Source organism: Psychromicrobium silvestre (genome assembly GCF_013408295.1).
GTDB classification, from domain to species: Bacteria; Actinomycetota; Actinomycetes; order Actinomycetales; family Micrococcaceae; genus Renibacterium; species Renibacterium silvestre.
The window spans coordinates 181073-207759 of the sequence record NZ_JACBYQ010000001.1; the positions used below are offsets into that span (position 1 = coordinate 181073).

Here is a 26687-nt window from a genome sequence, read left to right on the forward strand (position 1 = left end):
CTCATCGTGAAAGCATTCTCCACTGCAGCACCATCGGCCAAGCAGAAGAAAAAGCAATCCCTGAAGGCTCGACGTCGGCTGCGGCTAGGTCTGGGGCTCATGATGGCCTTGCTGCTCATCATCTCCGGGAAGCTGATTCTGGTGCAGGGCCTGGACATCGGCGGCTATGCGGAGGCCGCCAACGCCCAGCTGACGCAGACGCAGACGCTGGCCGCCAGCCGCGGTGAGATTGTGGATGCGAATGGCAAGGTGCTGGCACAGTCCATCGTCCGCTACGACATTGTGGTGGACCAACTGAACAATGTTGGGGCTTCGGACTTCAAACGACTTAGTGCGGATGGTAAGACGCTTGAAACGGTAACCCGGGATACTGGCATCGACGAACTAGCCAATGCCCTGGGGATCGACTCTATGCAGGTACGCAAGCTGGTGACCGGCACCTCCCACTACAATGTGGTGGCTAAATCGGTGACCCCGGAGCTGGAAGCCAAGATCGCAGAACTACGGATTCCCGGTATCGCCTCCCAAGCGGTGTCCAAGCGGGTTTATCCGATGGGGCAGGTGGCCGGGAACGTGGTGGGATTCATGGGAGCCAACGGCGGTGGTTCCGGCATTGAGCAGACCCTGAACGATCAGCTCACCGGAACGGACGGCAGCCGAACCTACCAGATGGGTAAGGACGGCATCGTGATCCCGAGTGCGCCCACCACGATCAAGCCGGCCGTCAACGGGCAGACCGTCAAACTAACCATTAACTCGGACCTGCAGTATTACGCTCAGCAGGCCATCGCCAACCAGGTCAAAGCGCAAGGCGCCGACTGGGGAAATATTGTGGTGGTCCAGGTGAAGACCGGCAATATTATCGCGATGGCCGAGGACACCACTGTTGACCCGAACAATCCCGGAGCCACGACTCCGGATGACCGCGGCTCCAGAATCGTGACTAACGCCATTGAGCCCGGCTCGACCGAGAAAACCGTCACGGCGGCGGCCGCCATTCAAGAAGGAAAGATCACCCCGGAATCACATCTGGTGATCCCGCCGACCTACACCATCGACGGCCAGACCTTCCAGGATGCCGAAACTCATGGCACCATCAATATGACCTTCTCCGGAGTGATCGCCGAGTCCTTGAACACCGGTACGGTGATGGTTGGCTCCAAGCTCACCCCACAACAGCGATACGATTACCTGAGCAAATTTGGTATTGGTAAAAAGACCGGAATCCCGCTGCCCGGTGAGAGCGCTGGAATCTTGGCCACTCCGGATAAGTGGGATGGCAGGCAGCAGTACACCGTGCTCTTCGGCCAGGGTGTGGCACAGACTCCGCTGCAGACCGCGATGATCTACCAGGCGATTGCCAACAACGGGGTGCAACTGCCGCCGAGGCTCATCGACTCCTATACGGATGCCAATGGTGTGGAAACCAAAACTCCGCAGGCTGCCGGTACCGAGGTGGTTTCACCGCAAACGGCACAACAGGTCAAGGGCATGCTTGAAGGTGTGGTGACAGCGGCTCACTACAACGACATCAACGTGCCAGGCTACCGGGTGGGCGGCAAGACCGGCACCGCCGAGTCACCTACCGCGGGTGGTTTCAGTGGCTACACCGCGTCCTTCGTGGGAATGGCGCCGATGGAGGACCCGCAGTACGTTGTACTGGTTACGGTGCAGCACCCGAAAGGTAATATCTTCGGCATCACCCAAGGGCCGCTCTTCAACTCGGTGATGGGTCAGGTGCTTCAGACTTATCAGGTGCCGCCGTCCACCACCCCGGCCTACAAGCCCAAGCAGACCTTTTAGATCGTACGGAGTATCAGATTGAGTGAAAGTCAGCCTCTCGCTAGCGGCGCATCGCCCGGCCTGCGGCCCCGAAACCCAGCCGGACTGCGGTTATCCGCCTTAATCGAGCTGTTGAATATCGAGGGCGACTTCCCGGACACCCTGCTGACCGGGGTCAGCCTGGATTCACGGAGCATCCGGGCAGGGGATCTTTACCTTGCGCTTCCCGGAATGAGCAGCCACGGCGCCCGATATGCGGAAGCGGCTATCCATTCAGGTGCCACTGCTGTGCTGACCGATCCCGAGGGATTGGAGCTACTGGCGGAGAGCGGATCGGTGACGACGCCGGTGCTTGTGGTCTCGGAACCCCGATCCTGGGTGGGGACCATTGCCGAGCGCATTTATCGCACGGAGAATCCCTCCGAAGCGCCCCCCATGCAACTCTTCGGGGTCACCGGAACCAATGGCAAGACGACCACTAGCTATCTGATTCGATCGTTGCTGGCGGCGCTGAATCGTAGCAGTGGTTTGATCGGTACCATCGAAACCCTGGTCGGGAGTCAGCGGGTAGCCTCCACTTTGACCACTCCGGATTCCACCGATCTGCATGCCCTGATGGCGATTATGCGGGAGAATTCACTGGACGCAGCGGTAATGGAAGTTTCCTCTCACGCGCTGACCCTGGGGCGAGTGGACCAGGTGCTTTTTGAAGTGGCTGGCTTTACTAATCTGACTCAGGACCATCTTGATTTGCACGGTGAGATGGAGGACTATTTTGCCGCTAAGGCGATGCTCTTCAACGCCGAGCATAGTGGCCGCGCGGTGATCACGGTCGACGACGAATGGGGCCAGAAGATGGCCGCCACCGCGAACATCCCCACCCTCACGCTCCGAACCACCATCGGGACCCAAGAGCAAGACATTGAGCACGAAGCCGATTGGTGGGTGAGCACAGCATCGCCCCGTGAGTTGGGGTGGGACGTCGAATTGCGCAGCGCCGAGCACAGCTTGCGCTTCCACACCTCTTTGGCTGGCGAGTTCAATGTCTCCAATGCGGCTCTGGCTGTTTTGATGGTCCACGCCTCGGGGGCAAGTATCGAGGAGTTGCAAGCGGCGCTCGATCAGCGCGACCCGCTGAGCCTGCAGGTTCCCGGACGGATGCAACTGATCTGCCGTGCACCCATCGCTGTGGTTGACTTCGCACATAACCCCGATGCCTTACTGAGGGCGATGAAAGCCGTCCAGCCATCACCCGAAAGCGGCGGAAGGTTGATCGTGGTCTTTGGCGCCACCGGACAGCGTGACCAGACTAAGCGCGGGATCATGGGGGCACTGGCTGCGAATAATGCCGATGTGGTGATTGTCACGGACGATGATCCGCACGATGAAGATCCCGGCCAGATTCGAGAACAAGTGTTGGCAGGTGCCCTGCTAGCTCTCGAGGAATCGACCGATCGGAGCACCGTACTGGAGAGCCTTGCACCGCGCGGCGCAGCCATTGATCGGGCGGTAGAAATGGCAAACTCAGCTGACACCATTCTGCTGGCCGGACGGGGCCACGAGGTCTGGCAAGAAGTACAGGGAACGGCTCTAGCCCTCGATGACCGAGAAGAACTTCGAGTGGCGCTGCGTAAATATGGATTCACTCCCGAGCCAGTTCCCGAGATAGAGTCCTAAATCGAGATGATTGAACTTTCTGCTGCTGAAATTGCCGCTGTAACCCAAGGCCAGCTGAGTCGGACGGCGCCTGCCGAACTCTTGATCGATCTAGCCGCGATCCGCACGGATTCACGGGAATGTGTTCCTGGATCGGCCTATATTGCCAAGCCGGGGGAGCACTCCGATGGGCACTCCTTCATTCCGACCGCCATCCAAGCGGGCGCGGTACTGGTGCTGGCCGAGCGCGAGATATTGGATCCTCAGGGAGAGCCTTATCCTGCCGTGATCGTTCCCGACGCGGTGCTGGCGATGGGACAGTTAGCCGCCGAGGCGGTACGCCGGATTCGGGCCGCCGGAGACCTGACGGTAATTGGAATTACCGGCTCTGCTGGAAAGACCACGACGAAGGATTTGCTGGCTGGAATCCTGCAGGAAGCCGGCCCGACGGTAGCTCCGGAAGGTTCTTATAACGGAGAGATCGGGGTGCCGCTCACCGTTTTCCGAGCGGACCTAAACACTCGTTACTTGGTGGTCGAGATGGGCGCCACCGGAATTGGGCACATTAACTACCTGACCAGTCTGGTCAAGCCGGATATTGGTGTTGTTCTTGGGGTGGGCAGCGCCCACGCCGGAGAGTTCGGTGGAGTCGAAAATATTGCAGTAGCCAAGGGTGAGATGGTCGAAGCTTTGAGCGCTCAGGGTACCGCGGTGTTGAATTTCAATGATGGTCGAGTCCGTGCGATGGCCGAGCGTGGGCCCGCGGAGGTGCTCTGGTTCGCCGAAGGAGGATCGGCGCTCCCCGAAGGTGCCCGTGCCGTGGTGGCCTGGGACGTGCGCAGCAACGCCGAGGCGCAGCCCGTTTTCGACCTTGAGTTCCCAGCGAGCAGAGGGGCGAAAGCTCTCCGCTGGCCGGTGCGCAGCGGGCTGATCGGTCTGCACCATGTGCCGAATCTGCTGGCCGCCGCAGCAGCAGCCTGGCAGGCCGGGGTGCCGGAAGAAACGATCGCCAGCGCCCTTGATGGGCAGGGCCCGAAGAGTCGGTGGCGGATGGAACGCACCGAACGCGCCGATGGCGTGACGGTGATCAATGATGCCTATAACGCCAACCCGGAGTCGATGCGTGCCGCGCTGCGCACGCTGGCCGAACTTGGCCACGGTGTGGGCGAATCCCGCCGCACTTGGGCCGTACTAGGGCCGATGCTCGAACTGGGTGAGGAGTCGGTTCTGGCCCATAGCGCGCTGGGTCAGACCGTGGTTCGACTGAACATTTCCCGGCTCATCGTGGTTGGTACCGAGGCTAGAGCCATGCATATTGGCGCCATCAATGAAGGCTCCTGGGGCGAAGAGTCGCGTTTCGTCGCGGATGTGGACGAAGCATATGAGATTCTGGAGAAGGAATTGAGCCCCGGGGACCTCGTACTCTTCAAATCCTCCAGAGACGCAGGACTGCGCTTTTTAGGCGATCGGATAGCATTGGCTCCAATACCGGGGGCTGACCGAAACAAACAGGAAGGACCGAGCGGGCGATGATTGCCATTTTGATGGGTGCCGCTTTCGGACTTGCTCTGGCGATGATCGGCACCCCGCTTTTCATCCGTTTGCTGGTGCGCAAGGGCTACGGACAGTTCGTTCGCGACGACGGACCCACTTCGCATCACACCAAGCGTGGTACTCCCACCATGGGCGGTGCCGTGGTGATCGGCTCGGTAATCCTGGCCTACCTTTTGGCGCACCTTTTCATCTGGATCTTAAACCCGAAGGCTCCCGGTCCGACGGTTTCTGGATGGCTGCTCATCTTCCTGATGGCGGGCATGGGCTTAGTCGGGTTCCTGGACGACTTCATTAAGATCTCCAAACAAAGATCCTTGGGTCTCAATGCGCGAGCCAAGCTTATTCTGCAAGCCTTGATTGGCGTTGTTTTTGCGATTTTGGCACTCAACTTTGCGGATGAGAAGGGCCGCACGCCGGCCAGTATGACAATCTCCTTCTCCCGGGATATCTCCGGACTGAACCTGGCTTTTGCCGGCGCGGGCCTGGGAGTGGTGCTGTTCATTATCTGGTCGAATGCCATCATTACCGCCGCGACTAACGGCGTGAATCTCGCCGATGGTCTGGATGGACTGGCCGCAGGCGCCTCGGTGATGGTCTTCGGCGCCTACACCTTAATGGGCATCTGGCAGTCCAATCAGAGTTGTGGCTCGCCTCGGGCGAACGGTTCACCGGCCTGCTACGAGGTTCGTGATCCGCTCGATCTTGCCTTGCTCGCTGCCATTATCTGTGCGGCCCTGATTGGGTTCCTCTGGTGGAATACCTCGCCAGCCAAGATCTTTATGGGAGATACCGGATCGTTGGCCATTGGTGGTGCCATCGCAGGCTTCGCGATCCTCTCCCGGACCGAGCTATTGCTGCCCATCATCGGCGGACTGTTCGTGATCATCACCCTTTCTGTCATCCTTCAAGTGGGCTTCTTCAAACTCAGCGGCGGCAAACGTATCTTCAAGATGGCGCCCCTGCAGCATCATTTCGAGCTCAAGGGTTGGGCCGAAGTCACCGTGGTGGTGCGGTTCTGGATTCTCTGCGGACTGTTCGTGGCGGTTGGCCTCGGTGCCTTCTACGCCGAGTGGGTCGTTCAGCTTTGAACGCAGAGTCGATGGACAGTTCAGCTTTGAACGCAGAGTTGATGACGGGTACCTCCCGCGTCGACGGGCTGCGCAGCTGGGATTCCGACTGGTCCGGACTGCGTATTGTGGTCACCGGGATCGGCAAAACTGGCTTCTCTATCGCGGATACTCTCGCCGAGCTGGGAGCACAGCTCGTGGTGGTCGCGGCCTCCGACGACGAAGCGGCCAGGCAAGCTGCGGACACCCTGAAGATCGTCGGGGTACAGCAGGTGTTGCTCGGTGAACAGAGTTCACAGAAGTTGCCGCTGGTAGCAGGCCAGCAGGCCGAACTGGTGGTCACCTCACCCGGGTTGCCGCCGTCGCACCCCCTGCTGAGCGAGGCCGCCGCGCTGGGCATCCCGATTTGGGGTGATGTTGAGCTTGCCTGGCGGGTTCAGCAGCGCAAGGGACGCAAGAGCGCCGACTGGATCACCATCACCGGAACGAACGGCAAAACCACAACCACAACGATGGTGGCGGAAATGCTACGGGCCGCCGGACTGCGGGCCATTGCGGCCGGAAATATTGGCACTCCCATCTTGGACGCGGTCCGCGACCCGGAGGGCTTTGATGTGCTGGCTGTGGAGTTATCCAGTTTCCAACTGCACTGGACCGAATCCGTTTCGGCAGTGTCCAGTGTGTGTCTCAACCTCGCCGAGGATCACGTCGATTGGCACGGTTCGCTGGCTGATTATGCGGCTGATAAAGCCAAGGTTTATCAGCACACTCAAAAGGCCTGCGTTTACAACGCGGAACAGCTGGAAACCGAGAAGATGGTTGAAGAGGCCGACGTCGTTGAGGGCTGCCGGGCGGTTGGGTTCACCACCGGAATGCCTGCCATCAGCATGGTTGGTGTGGTCGAAGGTCTGCTGGTGGATCGCGCCTTCATTGCGGAGCGAAAAGACTCAGCCGCTGAGCTCGCACAGCTTTCGGATATTGGTGACCTAGTTCCCCGGCATTTGGTGGCTAACGCCGCTGCTGCGGCTGCTCTGGTCCGCGCCTATGGTGTGCCGCCGACTGCGGTTCGCGCGGGCCTGCAGAATTACGATAACGGTGCGCACCGGATTCAGGCGGTGGCCCAGCAGGACGGTGTGCTCTGGGTCAACGACTCGAAGGCCACCAACCCGCATGCCGCTGCGGCGTCGCTCGCGGCCTTCAACCCGGTGGTCTGGATTGCCGGCGGAGACTCCAAGGGCGTGAGCTATCAGGAGCTGGTTGCCCAGCACGCCGCCCGGCTCAAAGCGGTGATCTTGATTGGCCGCGATGTCCAGGAACTGAGGACCGCCCTGGCACGACACGCACCGAATGTCCCGGTGATCGAGGCGCGGGCGGGCCAGACTGGAGAGGTGCAGCAGTCCTCCAGCACCACGATTCAGCAGGCTGAGCCTGCGCTGCGGACCCTCGAAGGTCCAGCGGTGATGTATCGGGCGGTGCAGGCGGCAGCCGGGGTGGCTGCTGACGGTGACACTGTGCTGCTGGCTCCGGCCGCAGCCTCCATCGATCAGTTCTCTTCCTATGCCCAACGCGGTGAGGCTTTTATTGCCGCCGTGCGAGGGCTCCTGGAAGGGCAGGCGAAGAAGCGCGAAAGCGGAACCGAAGGGCAATAGGTAGTAGATGGTCAACGCGCCCGCTCGGCCGAAGTCGGATAGTCCCAGGCCAACCGCAGGGGGCTCGAATCCCGCTGCTGGTATTCGTGCCAAATTCAAAAGTTTCAACGAATCATTCTGGCCTCGGCTGGAAGGCCGAAACAGCTCTCGTGGCTCCAGCTATTACCTGATTCTGGGCTCCACCCTTGCTCTGGTATGTATTGGGCTGATGATGGTCTTTTCGGCCTCCGCGGTGGAATTACTCTCCAGCGATAACAATCCCTTCAGCCTGGGCTTGCGGGAGAGCATGTTTGCCGGCATCGGGGTGGTGGCCATGTTTGCACTCTCCCGGTTCCCGGTTCGCTGGCTCAAGGTCCTGGCCTGGCCCGGGCTGGCGCTGGCCTTCCTGCTCCTCGCCGCAGTGCTTGTGGTCGGCGTCAATATCGGTGGCAATAAGAACTGGATTCAAATCGGAGATTTCTCCTTCCAGCCCTCCGAACTTGCCAAGCTCGCCATTGCCCTATGGATGGCTTCGGTACTGTCCAAGAAGGAGCCCTTGCTCGGCAGGCTCCGACATATGATCATCCCGGTGGTGCCGGCCGCTGCGCTCGTCGTGGTGCTGGTGCTCGCCGAAGGCGATCTAGGTACTTCGGTGATCATGATGTCGATTGTCGCCGCCGGACTTTACTTTGCCGGGGCGCCCGGGAAGCTCTTCCTGAGCGCGGGTGTGCTAGGTGCCATTGCCGCCGTCATACTGGCCCTGACCAGCGCGAACCGGCTAGGCCGACTGACCGCCTGGATGGGCTGTGGTGACCCCAATTACCAAGACCCCTACGGCTTGTGCGATCAAGCAACCAACGGCATGTACGCCCTAGCCTCGGGAGGCTGGTGGGGCGTTGGGCTTGGCCAAGGGCGACAGAAATGGAACTGGATTCCGGAAGCGCATAACGACTTTATCTTCGCCATTATCGGTGAGGAATTCGGTCTGCTCGGAACCATTGTGGTGGTGCTGCTTTACGCCGTGCTGGCGATTGCCATCTTCCGGGTGATCGTGCGCTACAACGATCTTTTCGTCCGGATTGTCTGCGGTTGCATAATGACCTGGATGATCGGACAGGCCTTCGTCAATATCGCCATGGTGACCGGACTGCTGCCGGTGATCGGGGTGCCGCTACCCTTGATCTCCTATGGCGGCACCGCCCTAACTATTAGTCTGGCGGCCCTTGGCATCGTGCTGTCCTTTGCCCGCAATATGCCCGCTAAAGCTGCGGGAAACCAGAAAGTTAAGAATTCATGACCGCAGACCGACCGCTCTCGGTGGTACTAGCCGGCGGTGGCTCAGCGGGCCACGTTGCACCTTTGCTGGCGATTGCCGCCGCCTTGAAAGCGCAAGTACCAGATGTTCGACTGCTAGCGGTGGGCACTGCCTCCGGCCTGGAAACTCGCTTGGTTCCGGCCGCAGGCATCGAGCTGGCTCTTATCGATCGGGTGCCGATGCCCCGTAAGCCCAGCCTGGATGCTTTGCGCTTCCCCGGCCGGATGCGCAAGGCGATCAAGGAATCCAGCGAATTGCTGCGCAAGGCCGAGGCTGATGTGTTGCTTGGGGTTGGTGGCTACGTCTGCACCCCGATGTACTCAGCGGCTCGGAAAACCTCGGTGCCGGTGGTGATTCACGAGGCGAATATCAAACCCGGGCTGGCGAATCGCTGGGGTGCTCGTTATACCAAGTGGATCGGCAAGACCTTCGAAACGACCAAGCTGGGCCAGGCTCAGTGGGTTGGCATGCCAATGCGGGAAGAGATCGTCGGGCTTGATCGAGCGGCCACCCGCCAGCAGGCCAGGGCGGCTCTGGGGCTCGACGCCGAAGGGCCGGTTCTGCTGGTCACCGGAGGCTCGCTCGGCGCAGTACGGATCAATAAGACCTTGGTTGACTCGTTACCAGCTCTCGCCGAGGCAGGAGTCCAGGTGCTGCACATCACCGGCCGGGGTAAAGCCATGCTCGACGCCTCCGGGGGACTGCTGAGCGCCCCCGGCTATCGGCAACTGGAATACGTTGACGCCATGGAACAGGCCTATGCGGCCGCCGACCTGATGGTTAGCAGGGCCGGAGCGGGCACCGTTAGTGAGGTAGCCGCCGTCGGCATGCCGGCCGTCTTTGTGCCGCTTCCGGTGGGCAACGGCGAGCAGGCCTACAACGCAGCCACCCTGACCGAACGGGACGCCGCGCTTGCGGTGCTGGATAAGGAATTCACCCCGGAGTGGTTGCGCGCTACCGTGCTGCCACTTCTTCAAGACCCGGAGCGGCTTCAGCAGATGTCCGAGCGCGCCTATCGGTCCGGTATACGGGACGCCGCTGCCAAGATGGCTTCGATGATTGTGCGGGCGGCGCGATGAACGTCACCTTGGCTGAGTTGGGACGAGTGCATTTCATCGGCATCGGCGGAGCGGGAATGTCGGGTATTGCCCGAATCTTACTGGGCAGGGGAGTGCCAGTGAGTGGCAGCGATGCTAAAGACTCCGCCGGACTGGCCGAACTGCGCGCGCTCGGCGGGCAGGTGTACACAGGTCATGCCGCCGAGAACCTGGGCGATGCACAAACCGTGGTGATCTCCACCGCGATCCGCACTAGCAATCCCGAACTTCTTGCTGCTACCGAGGCCGGGCTGCGGATCTTGCATCGCTCCGAGGCTTTGGCCGCCGCAATGGCCGAGGACACCGTGGTAGCGGTGGCAGGCACCCACGGTAAAACCACCACCACCTCGATGATCACCGTACTGCTCCGGGAAGCCGGGCTGGATCCGTCCTTTGCTATCGGGGCCACGGTGCCCGCGCTTGGCGTGAATGCGGCCTCCGGCTCCGGCGGAATCTTTATTGCCGAGGCGGATGAATCGGACGGCTCCTTCCTGAACTACCAACCGCAGATTGCCGTTCTGACCAACGCCGAACCCGATCACCTGGACCATTACGGCACCGGCGAAGCCGTGATGCAGGCCTTTACGGACTTTATTGGCCTCTTACCAGCCGATGGACTTCTGGTGGCCTGCGCGGACGACGCCGGTAGCGCGGCTTTGGCCGCGAAGGCAGCCGAAAGCGGGACTCGGGTTCGCAGCTATGGTCGTGCTCCCGGTGCGGAGGTTCGGCTGGTTCGGGATCGGCTCGAGTTCGAGGGTCAAAGCTTCGAACTGAGACTCAACGTTCCCGGCGAGTACAACGCCTTGAACGCGGCTGCGGCCTTCGCGGTGGCCGTGGAACTCGGGGTGGCTGCGGAAATCGCACTGGCCGGGCTCGCCAAGTTCACCGGTGCGGCTAGACGTTTTGAGCTTAAGGGCGAAATTGCCGGAGTCCGGGTCTTTGACGACTACGCCCACCATCCCACCGAACTGCGGGCGGCACTCACTGCCGCCCGCACGGTTGCGGGCGATCACCGCGTGCATGTACTTTTCCAACCACATCTTTTCAGCCGGACCCGTGAGTTCGCGGCCGAGTTCGCTCAGGCACTTGAACTGGCCGATACCGCCATCGTCCTTGATATTTTCCCGGCCAGGGAGGACCCGATCGCCGGGGTGAGCAGTGAACTGATCACCGCACAGACCCCTAAGGCGGAGCTTGCGAGCAGCTCGGAACAGGGCGTAACGCAGGTAGTGTCACAAGCAGGTGCCGGTGACATTATTTTGACCATCGGTGCCGGTGATGTGACTCGGTTGGGTGCTGACATTTTGGCGGCGTTGGAGCTTCGAAGCAAGGAACTCCGAAGCAGTGAGCTCCGCGCCAGCGAGCAGAGCGGATCGGAGGGCTAATGCCGAGCAAACGTAGGCCGCCGGTGGTCCGTTACGGGAGCCAGGGGGAGGAGCAGCTCCCGAGTGCTCCGCTTTCCAGCCCCGGTAGCGCCAAAGTTTCTGTGCTGCCCTTATCCGCCGAGGAATCCGAAGCGACAGCCAGGGCGCAGGTACTGAACTTCCCGGCCAAAAAAGAACGCCGCGGCCAAGGCTCTGGGCGCCGCTGGCTGCCTTGGCTGGCCGCTGCTGTGGTACTTGTTGTGGTGGCGGTGATTATGGCCGTGGTGCTGTTTTCACCTGCTCTGGCGGTGAAGACGATTACCGTGGACGGCACGAAGCTGGCCACCAATGCCTCGGTGGAAACCGCCTTGGCTTCTTTGAAGGGGAAATCGCTCACTCAGATCAGCCAGCCGCAGGTGCAGCAACTGCTCGCGAAACTGCCGCAGGTGGAATCCGTCAGTATCGAGGCCAGGCCGCCGTCCACACTGCTGGTGCACATTATCGAGCGGGTCCCGGTAGCGGTGCTGAAAAACGGCAATAAATATGTGCTGGTGGATCCGCAAGGTACCCAACTGGGTGTCACAGCGAATCCGGCGACCGCCAAACTGCCATTGATCGATGGCGGCACGGCAGCGATAGGGCAGGTCACCTTTTCCGCCATCACCGCGGTGTTGGCTTCGCTGCCGGCCGGAGTACGAGCACAGCTGCAATCCGCTTCGGCGAAATCCCCATCCGCGGTTGAACTCTTGCTCACTAGCGGGCAGAAGGTCTACTGGGGAGATGCCTCGGAGATGGCGCTGAAATCCAAGGTATTGCAGACCCTGCTGAAAAATCCGCCCAAGGCGGTTCTGGGGAAACCGGACCCGGCACCCATTAATGTTTACGATGTCAGCTCACCTAGGCATCCGGTAACTCGATAAGCACGCTTCCAAGGATGCTAATTTGATCCTAATTTTGGCTGATTCGCACGACACGCGGGGCAGGTTATTGAAAGAGCAGGCAATGACCCATAGCGTCGCATTCAAGAGTTACTTGACATAACTATAACCCTCAAGTAGAGGGTTAGGGTCTGAAAGTTTCAAGCACGCAACGAACAAGGGACACCAACCGTGGCAGCACCGCAGAACTATTTGGCCGTCATCAAAGTCGTCGGCATTGGCGGCGGCGGCGTGAATGCCGTCAACCGGATGATCGAGGTCGGGTTGAGAGGCGTTGAATTCATCGCTATCAATACCGATGCACAGGCACTGTTGATGTCCGATGCCGACGTCAAACTCGACGTGGGCCGTGAATTGACCAGGGGACTGGGTGCCGGCGCCGATCCCGAGGTTGGGCGTAAAGCAGCCGAAGATCACGCCGAAGAGATTGAAGAAGTACTTCGGGGTGCGGATATGGTCTTCGTGACCGCGGGCGAGGGTGGCGGCACGGGTACCGGTGGCGCTCCCGTGGTGGCCAGGATTGCCCGCTCCCTGGGTGCCCTGACCATTGGTGTGGTGACCCGACCCTTCACCTTTGAGGGCCGCCGTCGTTCAAATCAGGCCGAGACCGGCATTGACGGCTTGCGCGACGAGGTGGACACCTTGATCGTGATCCCGAACGATCGACTGCTCTCTATCAGCGATCGCAACGTGTCGATGCTCGATGCCTTCCGCTCAGCTGATCAGGTACTGCTCTCCGGTGTGCAGGGCATTACCGATCTGATCACCACGCCGGGCTTGATCAACCTCGACTTCGCCGACGTCAAGTCCGTGATGCAGGGAGCTGGCTCGGCGTTGATGGGCATCGGTTCGGCTCGCGGCGAGGATCGTGCGGTCAAGGCCGCCGAGCTTGCTATCGCTTCCCCACTCCTGGAGGCTTCTATCGACGGTGCGCACGGCGTGCTGCTGTCCATTCAGGGTGGCTCGGACCTGGGCCTGTTCGAAATCAACGAAGCTGCCAGATTGGTGCAGGAAGTCGCGCACCCCGAAGCCAATATCATCTTCGGTGCGGTGATTGACGACGCTCTCGGCGATGAGGCCCGGGTCACTGTGATTGCGGCTGGCTTCGATAATGTGGACGCCACCAATGCCCCGGCCGGGGACCCGGTGGCCCGTGCCGCTGCCAAGCCCGAGGAAGAGGCCGCTGCTACCAAGCCCGCTGCGGCGAACCTCTCATCCTGGAGCCAGAATGGTGGCGGCCACTCGGGCGGCGAGAACGGCTTCGATATGGATCTGCCCGCCGTGGTTGAACCCGATCTGAGTGGCAGCCGACAGGACGATCTGGACGTTCCCGACTTCCTGAAATAACAGTGTTCTATTGGAATCGTGAAGTGCGGCCCGGCTGGGGCGTGGCTTTCACCGATACCGGGGCAGGCTCGCTAAGCGTGAGCCTGCCCGCAGGTTCGGCAGCCCTCCAGCACCGGGCCGCGCTGCGTTCCACCCTCGGCTTGGCGCAGGACTTCCAGTTCATGACTCAGGTTCATGGCCGGGAGGTACTCACCGTGGAATCCCAGGGAGAGCAACCAACTGCCGACGGACTGGTCTCGACAACTTTGCCGCTCGCGGTGATGGTCGCTGACTGTCTACCGGTGCTGATGCTCGCTGAAGGTGACGATTCGATCTTGACTGCGGCTGTGCATGCGGGGCGGCAGGGGGTGGCTAAAGGAATCTTGCCGCACGCCGTCGAACGACTCAGGCAGCGTGGCGCGGAACGGGTTGAGGTATGGATTGGTCCGAGTATCTGCGGTGCTTGCTACGAGGTGCCGGAAGAGATGCGTGCCGAACTAGCGACCACCATACCGGAGGCATTCTCGGAGACTAGTTGGGGCACCCCGGCTCTCAACTTGCGGGCCGCCGCAACCGCGCAGCTACGCGGCATTGGGGTGACCGTACACCAGGTGGAAGCTTGCACCCTGGAAGAACCCACGCTGTATTCACATCGGGCTAGCCAACAGCAGGGCCGTCCGGAAGGCCGCTTTGCTGGGTTGATCTTTCCGATGCAGAAGGTAGGGGCCGCATGAACGAAGGTCAAGCTAGCGCGCCTGCTGCCGGGGGTGCCGAGAGTGCAGCCCGAAAGTCTCAGCTTGAGGCGAACCTGAAGGCGGTCCACGCGCGAATCGCCCGTGCGGTTGTGACCAGCGGGCGTCAGGATCAGCCCGAGCTGGTGGTGGTCACTAAATTCCATCCAGCCAGTGACGTGTTGCTGCTCGCGGAGCTGGGCGTTCGGGATGTGGGGGAGAACCGGGACCAGGAAGCGGCCGCGAAGCAAGCCGAGGTTGCCGCTGCTGGCTTCGTCCTGCGTTGGCACTTCATCGGTCAATTGCAGAGCAACAAAGCAAAATCCGTGGCTCGCTACGCCGACGCCGTGCATTCGGTAGATCGACCGGGGCTGGTTGATGCGCTCGCCAAGGCGGTACGGGCTGCGGAGCGCCCGGCACTGCAATGTTTTCTACAAGTAGACCTGGGAGAACAGGCCACCGGGGAACAGGCCGGAGGGCAACGAGGCGGCGTGCTACCAGCGCACCTACTCGAACTGGCTGCTCGTGTTGCCGACGCCGAGGAATTGACGCTCGCGGGAGTAATGGCAGTGGCGCCCCTGGGAGAGGGAGGGCGCAGTGCCGATCCCGAGCAGGCTTTCGCCAAGTTGGCTGAGCTCAGTGCTCAGTTGGTCCGCGAACACCCGCAGGCGACGGCGATTTCCGCCGGGATGAGCGCCGACCTCGAAGTAGCCATTGCACATGGTGCGACACACCTGCGTGTCGGCTCGGATGTGCTCGGTCGGCGGGCGGCTGTGCGGTAGCGTCAAAAGTGCAGCAGCAAGTAGGATTTTTTAGTAAACACAGGGAGCAAAAATGGCTGGCGCTCTGCGCAAGACAATGATTTACCTTGGCCTCGCCGATGGCGAGGAGCAGTACGAGGCTGAACTGGATTCCAAGACGCCTCGGCAAGGTCAAAAAGAGACTCAGAAGAACGAGGAATACGCAGTGGAATACGATAATCGTCATTCTGAACCGACCGCGCGCGTCGAAGAGGAATACCGTGCTCCGGTAACGCCCATCAAGCGGGCGGCTTCCAGTCGAGACGACTCCACCAGCCTGCGTCAGATCACCACGGTGCATCCGCGTTCCTACAACGATGCCAAGCTGATCGGCGAGAGCTTCCGCAACGGCATTCCGGTGATTATGAATGTCACCGATATGGGCGAGGCCGATGCTAAGCGCCTGGTCGATTTCTCCGCCGGTTTGGTCTTCGGTCTGCATGGTGCGATTGAGCGGGTGACGAACAAGGTCTTCTTGCTCTCGCCGTCAACCGTCCAGGTGCTTGGTGGAGATGCCGAGGCCAGCGAGAACCAGGCCAGCTTCTTTAACCAGAGCTAGCGCTTAAGCTTATCCTTGTGGGATTGATCTTTACGCTGCTTTACGTGCTCCTGCTTCTGTTCTACCTGGCTTTGGTGTTACGCCTGATTTTTGATCTGGTGCAACAGTTTGCCAGGGGGTGGAGGCCTAGTGGAGTTTCACTGCTTGCTGCAACCGGAATTTACTCGGTGACCGATCCACCACTCAAGCTTGTCAGGCGATTATTGCCCCCGATGAACCTCGGAGGCTTCGCCCTAGACATTGGTTGGTTGCTACTCTGGGTGGCGGTCTGGATCGCCATGGCGATCGTCGGAGCCTTCGCCGCTTGAGGGCTGCCCTTGGCCGGAGTTAGTTTTCGTGGCCGAAAAGTTATACTGTGTTTCACGAATGTATTTGTCAGTACTGTTTTACCAATAGAGAACCTATTCGGTATCGTAGTTGAGTTGGCCACTTGTGGCCGGAACTCATTAAACCCAACGAGGTGACTAGATGGCTTTGACGCCAGAAGATGTTGTCAACAAGCGCTTTCAGCCGACGAAATTTCGCGAAGGCTACGACCAGGACGAGGTCGACGACTTTCTCGATGAGATCGTTGTTGAACTGCGCAGGTTGACCCAGGAGAACGAGGACCTTCGCAAGAAGGTTGCGGAACTGGAATCTGGAGCCCCTGCTTCTTCAGCACCGGTACCGGCTGCTGCTCCTGAGGCGGAGAAGGCTCCGGCTAAGGACGAAAAGGCTGAGGCAGAGAAGCCCGCCGTCAAGGAAGAAGAGAAGCCTGCAAAGGAAGAGGAGAAGCCTGCTGCTGCTCCTTTCACCGCTCCTGCGGCTGCAGCCACTCCGGCTCCCGTCACTTCGGCCGTACCGGAGGCCGCTCCGGCTCCCACCACCGCCGAGTCCGCTGCTGGCGTTCTCACGATGGCACAGAAGCTGCACGACGAGTACGTCAACGCCGGTGTACAGCAGCGTGACAAGATCATCGCCGAGGCTCAGATCGAGGCTTCCAGCCTGGTCAACGATGCTCAGGAGAAGAGCCGCAAGACTCTCGGTGCCCTTGAGCAGCAGCGTTCCGTGCTTGAGCGCAAGGTCGAGCAACTGCGTGGCTTTGAGCGCGATTACCGCTCCCGCCTGAAGTCCTACATCGAAGGCCAGCTGCAGGATCTGGAGTCTCGTGCTTCGGTCGCCGCGCCCGACGTTTCGGACAATGGCGATAAGGCCGATTCCTAAGCTTTCAACGATTCAACACCGAAGCCGGTGGCCGGGCTCGCCCCGCCACCGGCTTTGGCGTTTCCTAGCAATCTCAAAGGCTCATGACTGAAACCCCTTCTGTCCCAGAAACCCCGGACTCCCCAGAGGCTCCGGCTGCCCCAGCACGCTCCCGCGGGAGCCTGTTGGCTTGGTTAGTCGGGTTTGCCGTATTGGCTTACGGCTTGGATCAGCTCACCAAATTCTGGGTCAGCACTACGATGACTATCGGCCAGATCACCGAGGTCCTGCCGCCGGTGTTGCGTTGGTATTACATCACCAACTCCGGAGCCGCTTTCTCGCTGGGCGAGGGATATGCCTGGGTGTTCTCCATTGTGATGGCCGCGGTATCGCTAGCCATCATCTGGCAGGCTCGACGGCTTGGTTCGGCCTGGTGGGCAGTGGCCCTGGGCATGGTGCTGGGAGGCGCGCTCGGTAACCTGACGGACCGCCTGTTCCGGCCGCCGTCGTTCGGCATGGGCCATGTGGTGGACTTTATTTCGGTACCCAATTTTGCAATTTTCAATCTTGCCGATTCCGCTGTGGTTGGCGGCGTGATTCTGATCTGTGTGCTCACCTTACTCGGAGTACCTTTCCGGGGCGGTCCGCGTAAGTCCTCCGGGCAAGAGCCTGACGCGAAACAAGAGTGAGGCGGAGATGACCGAAGCCGAAATGGTTCGGCTCAGTGTGCCGGAAGAACTCGAGGGAGTGCGAGCCGACGCCGCGCTAGCCACCTTGCTCAAGGTTTCTCGTTCCGCCGCGGCGAGCTTGCTGGCCGGTAAGAGGGTGAGCAGCGCCGGGAAGGTGATTGGTAAGTCCTCGAAGCTCACGGCTCACAGCGAACTTGAGGTCTCGATGCCACCCGTACGGGATCCACTGGCCTTCGACGCCGAGCCCTCCGCCGATCTGCATATCTTGCTGGACGACGAAGCTTTCGTTGTGATTGATAAACCGGTGGGCGTGGCAGCCCACCCATCTCCGGGCTGGGTGGGGCCAACCGTGGTTGGCGCGCTGGCCGCTGCCGGCTACCGAATCTCGACTTCGGGAGCAGCCGAACGTGCAGGGATTGTGCACCGGCTCGACGTCGGCACCTCCGGGGCGATGGTGGTCGCCAAAACGGAGCAGGCTTATACCGCGCTCAAACGTGCCTTCAAGGAACGGACCGTGCAGAAGATTTACCACACCGTGGTGCAGGGCATGCCGGATCCGCTGCGAGGCACGATTGATGCTCCGATTGGCAGACATCCCGGTCACGACTGGAAATTCGCGGTGATCGAGGACGGACGGCCTTCGGTGACGCACTACGAGATGCTGGAAGCCTTTGGCCGCGCCTCGCTGCTCGAAGTGCATTTGCAGACCGGGCGAACCCACCAGATTAGGGTGCATTTCTCCGCCTTGCACCATCCTTGCGTGGGGGACTTGACCTACGGAGCCGATCCGAAGCTTGCCGCCGAACTAGGGCTGACCAGGCAGTGGTTACACGCACGGACCCTTGGCTTTGAACATCCGGTGACCGGTGAGTGGGTGGAGGTGACGAGCGAGTACCCAGCGGACCTGGACTACGCAGTCGAGGCCTTGCGTGGCTAACTCAGGGCAGCAACGCTCATTGCGCGCTTCGTTGCCAGCGTGCTAGATTTTCGGTGATCGTGATCTATCGGCAGGAGGTGAGACCCATGAACGCAGTATCCGCAATGGGTGCTCCCTGCAGTCCACGATCGCGCGACTGAACTAGTCGCCGCTGGGAGCGTCCGCCAGGCTATTCGCGAAAGGCGACTCCCATGAACACAACATCTTTTTCAACTTTGCAGGTAACCTCCACGGCGGCCTCTAAACGTCGTAATCCCCATCAAGATCAGCCGCAGGCCGAGGTGATAAGACCGGCGCAGGCTGCAGACAAGCGAGCCCTGGTCCTCGGCGGTGGCGGATCGACGGGCAACGCCTGGTTGATCGGCGTCCTGGCTGGCTTATTTGATGCTGGGCTGGATGTAAGCACAGCCGAGCTGACCATCGGGACTTCGGCGGGTTCAACAGCCGCCGCCCAGTTGGCTGGGGCGAGCCCGACCGAGCTGTTTTCCGCCACCCTTGCAACTGTGCCTCAGCAGCGCGCTGGTTCCGGCGGGGCCGAGCGCGGACGCGGTCCGGCCAGGCCGGTGGTGAACCATTTGGAGAGGATCGGCAAAATCATTGACGCTGCCGCCGATATGCCTGATTTGCGCCGCCGACTGGGTGCAGCGGCACTCGAAATGGATGCGGCCTCAGACGGCTCCTGGCAAGAGCAGTGGCGCAAGACCGTGGCCTCGCGGCTACCCAGCCAGGATTGGCCGCAACGAAGGGTGCTTATTACAGCGGTGGATGCCGGTAACGGTGAGCCGGTGGTGTTCGATCAGCACAGCGGGGTCGATCTGGCGGACGCCGTGGCTGCCAGTTGTGCCAGTGGCCTTCCGTACCAGATCGGAGACGCCCGGTACATTGACGGAGGCTATCGAAGATCCAGCGAGAATGCCGATCTAGCCGCTGGATACGGACGGGTTCTGGTGTTGTCGCCCTTTGGCGGCAAAACACTGCAACCGCTGGACTGGGGTGTGCAACTCGCGAAGCAGGTCGAGGAGTTACGCGCAGGCGGCAGCCGAGTCGAGACGGTCTTCCCGGACAGCAACTCCGAGCACCTGTTCGGCAGTAATGCGATGGATCTGTCGTTGCGACCGCCCGCCGCCCGGGCCGGCTACGAACAAGGCAAAGCCCTTGCCGAACAACTCACCGAGTTCTGGCGCTAACCCTCGAAATCTATTGATCGGTGGGCATGAGGAAACCCGCTCATGCCCACCGAAACCGAGGAATTTGTCGTCGCCTTGTCGCAATTAGTTTCATTTTTGTTAAATTCTGCTAATTTTGCCTGAGCATCACGCGATTCGATTCACTAGCTCGGGGGAGCATTATGAGTTTTCAGACCGAAAGTTATTTATCAAGCGTGCCCGGGCCGATGACGCCGCGAGCCTATGGGCGTTCACCTGGCTTAGTGCTGTGGGCGGTCATCGGGGCTATCTTCGCGGCCGCACTCGTCACCTTGGCAGGCTTTGGAATGCTACCCGGAATCAGCATCCCGATGCGGCAGAACAGGCCTCTCATTACGACGCTGTCCTTCGGGGCAGGGACCTTGGTGCTGATCTTGATGTTGATGGGAGTCCTTTGGCGCGGCCAATTCAAGGTGCTCATTGAGGGTTTTCAGGTCACGATCTATCGGGCCTTCCGGCCGGTAGGTCAGTTTGATGCTCGACAGGCGCTGGTCTCTACGCAGGTGGTGAAAAGATCTACCAACGGTGTTCACTCGGGCACCACAAGAACCCTTATCGTGAACATTAACGGTCTTGAGCAGCGTTTCAATTGCAAGCAGTTCAGCCGAAAGACCTTTAGCGATATGGTGGCCCATCTGCATAGCCTCAATCTGGTGGCGACCTCTGTACTGGAACACGATCCCGCAAGCTACCAGCAGCGGATGCCTCAGCGGGTGCTATTCACCCTTGATCCTTCGGTCTATTCCGCACGGATCGTGAGGTTGAACATTTTGGGCGGAGTAGGGGCGCTGATAGCAGTAATCTCCACCGTTCTGATCTTTATCACTCTGCAAAGCAGTTCCGAGGACGCCATCGACAACGGAGGGATCTGGTTCTTCATTGGGGCCTTCTTGGGTCTTGCCTTCCTCTTTGTCGGTTTCCTGGGCGCGGCATCGCTGGCCAAGACCCGACGTCGAACACCGCGGCAGATCGTGGTGGATGGTCAGGGCCTCAATATTGACCAGCACTATTTTGCTTTCTCCTTGTTGAGCCGGATTCAGGCGACGCCGCCGAATTACGGGCTCAGTCAGGTGCAGAAATTGTCCCTGCAGTCACACCAGGGTGGTAAAACTCAGTTTCTGCTGGGGATTAACCAGGCCAGCCTGGGACGAGTGTTCCCAAACTATGCCGAGTTCATCGGTGCGCTACGCCAAGCCACGGCTCATTTGCCCGGTCTCGTTGTGATGGACCTGCAGTAGCGAAGATGGCTTCCCGCTAAATCCCGAGAATTCTTCGCGAAGACCAGATTCGCCTCCGGGCGGTCCTAGAATGGATGGGTGGCTAGCTCCGATTCCTTCGTCCATCTGCACAATCACACCGAATATTCCATGCTGGACGGAGCGGCTCGGCTGACCGATCTGTTCTCCCATGCGGCTGAGTTGGGTATGGACTCACTGGCTACCACGGACCACGGCTTCGTCTTCGGGGCTTTCGATTTCTGGTCCAAGGCGAAAGCTGCCGGGATTAAGCCGATTATCGGGGTCGAAGCGTATTTGACTCCGGGAACAGCGCGTCAGGATCGCACCAGGGTGAAATGGGGTGACGGTTCGGGTAAGGACGTTGCCGGCGCCGGTGCCTACACCCATATGACTCTCTGGTCCGAGAGTACGGAGGGCATGCATAACCTCTTTCGGATGTCCTCGCTGGCGTCACTTGAGGGCTATCTTTACAAGCCTCGAATGGACCGGGAGCTATTACAGACCTACGGCAAGGGCCTGATCGCCACCACGGGTTGCCCCTCGGGGGAGGTGCAGACCAAACTGGGTCTGGGCTTGTACAAGGAAGCTATCCAGGCGGCGAGCGATTTCCAAGACATCTTCGGCAAGGGAAATTTCTATTGCGAGCTGATGGATCACGGGCTGGACATTGAACGCAATGTCAGAGCCGATCTGCTCAAGCTGGCCAAGGACCTGAATCTGCCGCTAGTTGCCACCAATGACCTGCACTACACGCACGCCGAGGACGCGCCGAGCCACGCCGCCCTGCTCTGCGTCCAGTCCGGCTCCACGCTGGCGGACCCCAAGCGTTTCAAGTTCGATGCCGATGAGTTCTACCTCAAATCACCGCAGGAGATGCGGGCGCTATTCCGTGACTTCCCGGACGCTTGCGACAATACGCTGCTGATCGCTGAGCGCTGCGACGTCAAATTCGATACCTCAGCCAGCTATATGCCGCGTTTCCCCGCGCCCGAGGGTGAGAACGAGCAGTCCTGGTTCGTCAAGGAGGTCGAAAAAGGGCTGCATTACCGTTACCCCATGGGAATCCCCACCGAGGTTCGTGAGCGAGCCGATTTCGAAGTCGGCATCATCACCCAGATGGGGTTCCCTGGATACTTCCTAGTGGTTGCGGACTTCATCAACTGGGCTAAGAACAACGGGATCCGGGTGGGACCCGGGCGCGGCTCCGGTGCCGGTTCCATGGTGGCCTACGCAATGCGCATCACCGATCTGGATCCTATCCAGCACGGTTTGCTTTTCGAGCGATTCCTTAACCCGGAACGTGTCTCGATGCCCGACTTCGACGTGGACTTCGATGATCGTCGCCGCGGTGAGGTGATCAAGTACGTCACCGAGAAATACGGTGATGAGCGGGTCGCCATGATCGTCACCTACGGCACCATCAAGGCTAAGCAAGCCCTCAAGGATTCCTCCCGCGTACTCGGCTACCCCTATTCCACGGGGGAGCGGTTGACCAAGGCGATGCCGCCGGACGTGATGGGCAAAGGGATGCCGCTCACCGATGTGCACAATAAGGAGGCCAAGCGTTATTCCGAGGCGGAAGAGCTACGTGAGTTGATTCGTAGCGACGCCGATTCGCAAAAAGTCTTCGATATGGCGCTGGGCTTGGAAGGCCTCAAGCGGCAATGGGGGGTACACGCTGCCGGCGTCATCATGTCCTCGGATCCGCTCATCGATATCATCCCGATTATGCGTCGTGAGCAGGACGGCCAGGTCATCACGCAGTTCGACTACCCGACCTGTGAGGGCCTTGGCCTGATCAAGATGGACTTCTTGGGGCTTCGGAACCTGACGATCATCTCGGACGCTATTGAGAACATCAAGCTCAATAGCGACGTTGATCTGGAATTAGAGACGCTAGAACTGGACGATAAGGAGACCTACGAGCTGTTGGCTCGGGGCGATTCGCTGGGTGTTTTCCAGTTTGAAGGCTCCTCCTATCGCCAGCTATTGCGGCTGATGAAGCCCGATAACTTCGAAGATGTCTCGGCGCTGGGCGCCATCCACCGCCCCGGCCCGATGGGTGCAAACGCGCATATCGACTACGCAATGCGTAAAAACAAATTGCAGGAGATCACCCCGATCCATCCGCAATTGGCCGAGCCGCTCGAAGATATCCTGGGGACCACCTACGGCCTGATTGTCTATCAAGAGCAAGTGATGGCGATTGCGCAGAAGCTCGCTGGCTACTCGCTCGGTCAGGCAGATCTACTCCGCCGTGCAATGGGCAAGAAGAAGAAATCCGAGCTGGATAAGCAGTACGAAGGCTTCGCCCAGGGCATGCGGGACAACGGATACTCCCAGGAAGCCGTGCAAAAGCTCTGGGACATCCTGCTGCCCTTCTCCGACTATGCCTTCAACAAGGCTCATTCGGCCGCCTATGGTTTGGTGAGTTACTGGACGGCCTACCTCAAGGCGCATTACCCGGCGGAATACCTGGCTGCCCTGCTGACCTCGGTTGGCGATGACAAAGACAAGATGGCCATCTATCTCAACGAGTGTCGCCGGATGGGTATCACCGTGCTGCCGCCGGATGTCAACGAATCGGCACTGAACTTCACCCCTGTGGGCAGCGATATCCGCTTTGGCATGGGAGCCATTCGTAACGTTGGCGCGAACGTCGTCTCTGCCATGATCGCAGCTCGGGAGGAAAAGGGTGCCTTTGAATCTTTCAGCGACTTCCTGCTCAAGGTGCCCGCCGTCGTCTGCAATAAGCGAACCATTGAATCCCTGATCAAGGCTGGCGCCTTCGACTCGCTCGGTCATCCACGCCGCGCCCTGGCCATGGTGCATGAAGAAGCCATCGATTCGGTGGTGGTGCTCAAACGCAACGAGGCCGTTGGTCAATTCGATCTGTTTGCCGGGTTTGGCGAAGAAGAGGCGGAGCCAGGCTTCACCACCGATATTCCCGATCTGCCGGAGTGGGAGAAGAAGGACAAACTGGCCTTCGAGCGGGACATGCTGGGCCTTTACGTCTCGGATCACCCCTTGCGCGGCATGGAAGGTCTGCTGAGCCAGCATGCCGAGCACACCGTGAGCTATCTAATGGGTGAAGAAGGGCCGTCCGACGGCGCAATTGTCACCATCGCTGGCATGATCACCTCGCTGTCCCGGCGGATCGCCAAGGCCAGCGGCAATGCCTATGCCCGCGCCGAGGTGGAAGATCTGGGCGGCTCCATGGAGGTGATGTTCTTTGGGCAGGTCTACGGTCCGATTGCCACCATATTGGCCGAGGATCTGATCGTCACGGTCAAGGGGCGGCTGCAGAAACGCGATGATGGCTCCACCACGCTTAACGCCATGGAGCTTACGGTGCCGGATGTTAGCGATGATGGCTCCGGCCCCGTGGTGATCTCAATCATTGAGCACAAGGCGACCGAATCGGTGATCACCGCTCTCGGCGATGTGTTGGGTACTCACCCGGGCACCTCCGAGGTGCGCCTGCAATTGACCGGGTCCTCCTCGATCAAGGTGATGAAATTGCCCTTGCATCATCGAGTCAACCCGAATCCTGCACTCTTCGGAGATCTCAAGGTACTGCTCGGCCCCGCCTGTCTGGAGGCCTCCTGAGATGTCGGAGAAGGCTCAATCTGCCCCCTATGGATCGCAGCAACAGATTTACGCCAGTCCGACTCCTGCCGGGCTGACAAGTGCACCGCCCGCTTCCTTGCTGCGCTGGTTCTCCTCAACCGCTGCTGCGGGAATCTTGGTCGGACTGCTCTGGTGGTTCAGCGCCCCGGGTGGTGCTTTTTACGGCAAGGGTACTGACACCACGATTTGGCTGCCTAGGGACCTGACTCTCGGCTTGCTGTGCATCCTGGCCGGAGTGCTCACCGGCGCTCTGCTGGTCCGGCAACGCAGGCTAAGAGGTGCCTGGGCTAAACTTATCGCGGCCGTCCTGGGCAGCGGTTTAGGAGCGGTGGCGGCTTGGCTCATCGGAACCTTCTGCGGGGTGCTGTGGGGGCCCAGCAGCTCCGGTAATGTCAGTGAATCGATTGCTTTTTCGCTCCGCACTTACAGCGTGCTCTTACTCTGGCCCTTTGCGGCCGCGCTGGTATTCTTTGTCATTACGCTGGGATCGCTGCTACGTTCACCGCCCGCAGATAGCCTGGAAGAGCAGTGAACCTCACGTCTCCAAAGTAATTCTTTCAGTCAAACCGGGTAAAGTTTCCGCTGTGACCAAGCAACTTTTGCGCTCCATTGACCTGCGCGGACAACAACTCACCCTCGCCCAGCTGCGCCGCGCGGTTCCCCGGGCAGCCGCCGATGATACCGCTGGGGTGGAAAGCCGGGTGCGGGAGATCATTGCCGCGGTTCGGGAGCGCGGCGCGCAGACCCTTCGAGAGCTGGCGGCCAAGTTCGACGGCGTTGAGCAAGCCGAGGTGCGGGTTCCGGAAGCTGCTCTGGAACAGGCTCTAAAAGAGCTGGACCCGGCAATCCGAGAAGCTCTGGAAGAATCCATCAAACGGGCCAAGCTGGTGGCCGAAAGGCAACGTCCGGAAGATGTTGCCGTGCAGGTCGCCAGGGGGGCACGGGTCACCCTACGCTGGCAGCCGGTGGGACGGGTGGGGCTCTATGTCCCCGGCGGACTGGCCGTTTATCCCTCCTCAGTGGTGATGAATGTGGTGCCCGCGCTCGCCGCAGGGGTTAGCTCGATAGCACTGGCCTCGCCGCCGCAAAAGGAATTCGGCGGCCTTCCGCACCCCACCATTTTGGCCGCTGCGGCCCTGCTCGGCGTCACCGAGGTCTACGCAATGGGCGGAGCTCAGGCGATAGCCGCCTTTGCCTACGGGGTGGACTCCATAGAGCTAGAGCCAGTCGATCTGATTACCGGTCCGGGCAACGCCTACGTGGCCACCGCGAAGCGACTCGTTAAGGGTATGGTGGGCATCGATTCGGAGGCCGGACCGACCGAGATCGCTGTGCTGGCGGATCACACCGCGTCAGCCGCCCTGGTTGCGGCCGATCTGATCAGCCAGGCCGAGCACGATCCCGCCGCCGCCGCCGTATTGGTCACCCCCTCGGTGGAACTCGCCGAGGCCGTGCAGGCGGAACTGCGAAAGCAATTAGCCACTACTAAGCATCAGGAACGGGTCGGGCAAGGGCTGGAAGGTGAGCAATCCGCCGTCGTACTGGTTGACTCACTAGATCAGGGCTTAGCCGTGGTGGATGCCTATGCGGCCGAGCACCTTGAAGTGATCACCGAGGACGCTGCGGCGATTGCGGCTCGGGTGCGCAATGCCGGGGCGATTTTCATCGGAGCTTCCTCCCCGGTGAGCCTGGGGGATTACTGCGCGGGTTCGAACCACGTACTGCCCACCAGCGGAACCGCTGCCTTCAGTTCCGGGCTCGGGGTGCAGACCTTCCTGCGAGGTATCCAGCTGATCGATTATGACCGCGCCGCCTTGGCTCAGGTGGCCGAGCACATCGTCACTTTGGCGCGCGCCGAGGACTTACCGGCACACGGCGATGCGGTCACCGCCCGGTTCCGCGAAGATTCCGGCGAGAGCTTCGGGGAAGTCTGAGGCAAACCACTACATGTGGTAATTACCTCCTTGTAATTCATCTATATGTAGTTGT

Annotated in this window: 22 protein-coding genes; all 22 read left to right on the forward strand. The window is 60.3% G+C overall.

All coding sequences use genetic code 11. From position 1 onward, the window contains the following. The first annotated feature begins 6 nt into the window (after nucleotides 1–6). The 22 genes from FHU41_RS00890 (at nucleotide 7) to hisD (ending at nucleotide 26632) form a co-directional block, all read left to right on the forward strand. The gene (locus tag FHU41_RS00890; protein WP_484573227.1) at nucleotides 7–1803 is read left to right on the forward strand and encodes a peptidoglycan D,D-transpeptidase FtsI family protein; all 1797 of its coding nucleotides are present in this window, start codon (nucleotides 7–9) and stop codon (nucleotides 1801–1803) included. A gap of 18 nt (nucleotides 1804–1821) precedes the next feature. Next, nucleotides 1822–3459 carry a UDP-N-acetylmuramoyl-L-alanyl-D-glutamate--2,6-diaminopimelate ligase gene (locus tag FHU41_RS00895; protein WP_179387790.1) on the forward strand — a complete coding sequence of 546 codons (1638 nt, stop codon included), beginning with the start codon at nucleotides 1822–1824 and terminating at the stop codon, nucleotides 3457–3459. A gap of 6 nt (nucleotides 3460–3465) precedes the next feature. Then, on the forward strand, nucleotides 3466–4971 hold the full coding sequence (locus FHU41_RS00900) for a UDP-N-acetylmuramoyl-tripeptide--D-alanyl-D-alanine ligase (RefSeq protein ID WP_179387791.1): 1506 nt from the start codon (nucleotides 3466–3468) through the stop codon (nucleotides 4969–4971). Then, nucleotides 4968–6080: a phospho-N-acetylmuramoyl-pentapeptide-transferase gene (gene mraY / locus FHU41_RS00905; RefSeq protein ID WP_179387792.1), complete on the forward strand. Its 1113-nt coding sequence runs from the start codon at nucleotides 4968–4970 to the stop codon at nucleotides 6078–6080. The genes FHU41_RS00900 and mraY overlap by 4 nt, the downstream gene beginning before the upstream one ends. Before the next feature lie 41 nt (nucleotides 6081–6121). Beyond that, on the forward strand, nucleotides 6122–7708 hold the full coding sequence (gene murD / locus FHU41_RS00910) for a UDP-N-acetylmuramoyl-L-alanine--D-glutamate ligase (protein ID WP_179389055.1): 1587 nt from the start codon (nucleotides 6122–6124) through the stop codon (nucleotides 7706–7708). Between the two features lie 7 nt (nucleotides 7709–7715). After that, the gene (ftsW, locus tag FHU41_RS00915; protein WP_179387793.1) at nucleotides 7716–8984 is read left to right on the forward strand and encodes a putative lipid II flippase FtsW; all 1269 of its coding nucleotides are present in this window, start codon (nucleotides 7716–7718) and stop codon (nucleotides 8982–8984) included. Next, entirely contained in the window at nucleotides 8981–10081 is a 1101-nt protein-coding gene (gene murG, locus FHU41_RS00920; protein WP_179387794.1) for an undecaprenyldiphospho-muramoylpentapeptide beta-N-acetylglucosaminyltransferase, read from the forward strand. The genes ftsW and murG overlap by 4 nt, the downstream gene beginning before the upstream one ends. Continuing rightward, complete coding sequence (gene murC, locus FHU41_RS00925) at nucleotides 10078–11484, forward strand: UDP-N-acetylmuramate--L-alanine ligase (RefSeq protein ID WP_179387795.1); 1407 nt, start codon at nucleotides 10078–10080, stop codon at nucleotides 11482–11484. Before murG ends, murC begins: the two co-directional genes overlap by 4 nt. Continuing rightward, nucleotides 11484–12383: a cell division protein FtsQ/DivIB gene (locus tag FHU41_RS00930; RefSeq protein ID WP_179387796.1), complete on the forward strand. Its 900-nt coding sequence runs from the start codon at nucleotides 11484–11486 to the stop codon at nucleotides 12381–12383. Before murC ends, FHU41_RS00930 begins: the two co-directional genes overlap by 1 nt. A gap of 189 nt (nucleotides 12384–12572) precedes the next feature. Next, complete coding sequence (ftsZ, locus tag FHU41_RS00935; RefSeq protein WP_179387797.1) at nucleotides 12573–13748, forward strand: cell division protein FtsZ; 1176 nt, start codon at nucleotides 12573–12575, stop codon at nucleotides 13746–13748. A gap of 23 nt (nucleotides 13749–13771) precedes the next feature. Next, nucleotides 13772–14461 carry a purine nucleoside phosphorylase YfiH/LACC1 family protein gene (locus FHU41_RS00940; protein WP_343046211.1) on the forward strand — a complete coding sequence of 230 codons (690 nt, stop codon included), beginning with the start codon at nucleotides 13772–13774 and terminating at the stop codon, nucleotides 14459–14461. Further along, complete coding sequence (locus tag FHU41_RS00945; RefSeq protein ID WP_179387799.1) at nucleotides 14458–15240, forward strand: YggS family pyridoxal phosphate-dependent enzyme; 783 nt, start codon at nucleotides 14458–14460, stop codon at nucleotides 15238–15240. The genes FHU41_RS00940 and FHU41_RS00945 overlap by 4 nt, the downstream gene beginning before the upstream one ends. Before the next feature lie 52 nt (nucleotides 15241–15292). Beyond that, on the forward strand, nucleotides 15293–15817 hold the full coding sequence (locus FHU41_RS00950; protein WP_179387800.1) for a cell division protein SepF: 525 nt from the start codon (nucleotides 15293–15295) through the stop codon (nucleotides 15815–15817). 17 nt (nucleotides 15818–15834) lie between these two features. Then, entirely contained in the window at nucleotides 15835–16125 is a 291-nt protein-coding gene (locus FHU41_RS00955) for a YggT family protein (RefSeq protein ID WP_179387801.1), read from the forward strand. A 160-nt stretch (nucleotides 16126–16285) separates the two neighbouring features. Continuing rightward, nucleotides 16286–17020, forward strand: coding sequence for a DivIVA domain-containing protein (locus FHU41_RS00960; protein WP_179387802.1), 735 nt, complete (start codon nucleotides 16286–16288; stop codon nucleotides 17018–17020). Between the two features lie 83 nt (nucleotides 17021–17103). After that, the gene (lspA, locus tag FHU41_RS00965) at nucleotides 17104–17688 is read left to right on the forward strand and encodes a signal peptidase II (RefSeq protein WP_179387803.1); all 585 of its coding nucleotides are present in this window, start codon (nucleotides 17104–17106) and stop codon (nucleotides 17686–17688) included. 7 nt (nucleotides 17689–17695) lie between these two features. After that, nucleotides 17696–18625, forward strand: a complete 930-nt coding sequence (locus FHU41_RS00970; RefSeq protein WP_179387804.1) for an RluA family pseudouridine synthase — start codon at nucleotides 17696–17698, stop codon at nucleotides 18623–18625. A 191-nt stretch (nucleotides 18626–18816) separates the two neighbouring features. After that, a complete protein-coding gene (locus FHU41_RS00975) occupies nucleotides 18817–19812 on the forward strand; it encodes a patatin-like phospholipase family protein (RefSeq protein WP_179387805.1) in 996 nt (331 codons plus the stop codon). A 161-nt stretch (nucleotides 19813–19973) separates the two neighbouring features. Continuing rightward, the gene (locus FHU41_RS00980) at nucleotides 19974–21068 is read left to right on the forward strand and encodes a hypothetical protein (protein ID WP_179387806.1); all 1095 of its coding nucleotides are present in this window, start codon (nucleotides 19974–19976) and stop codon (nucleotides 21066–21068) included. A gap of 78 nt (nucleotides 21069–21146) precedes the next feature. After that, nucleotides 21147–24677, forward strand: a complete 3531-nt coding sequence (dnaE, locus tag FHU41_RS00985) for a DNA polymerase III subunit alpha (RefSeq protein WP_179387807.1) — start codon at nucleotides 21147–21149, stop codon at nucleotides 24675–24677. Nucleotide 24678: 1 nt separating this feature from the next. Further along, nucleotides 24679–25230, forward strand: coding sequence for a hypothetical protein (locus tag FHU41_RS14970; protein WP_246279397.1), 552 nt, complete (start codon nucleotides 24679–24681; stop codon nucleotides 25228–25230). Between the two features lie 52 nt (nucleotides 25231–25282). Continuing rightward, nucleotides 25283–26632 (forward strand): histidinol dehydrogenase, encoded by a 1350-nt coding sequence (gene hisD / locus FHU41_RS00990; protein WP_343046212.1) that lies wholly within the window; start codon nucleotides 25283–25285, stop codon nucleotides 26630–26632. Nucleotides 26633–26687 lie beyond the last annotated feature (55 nt).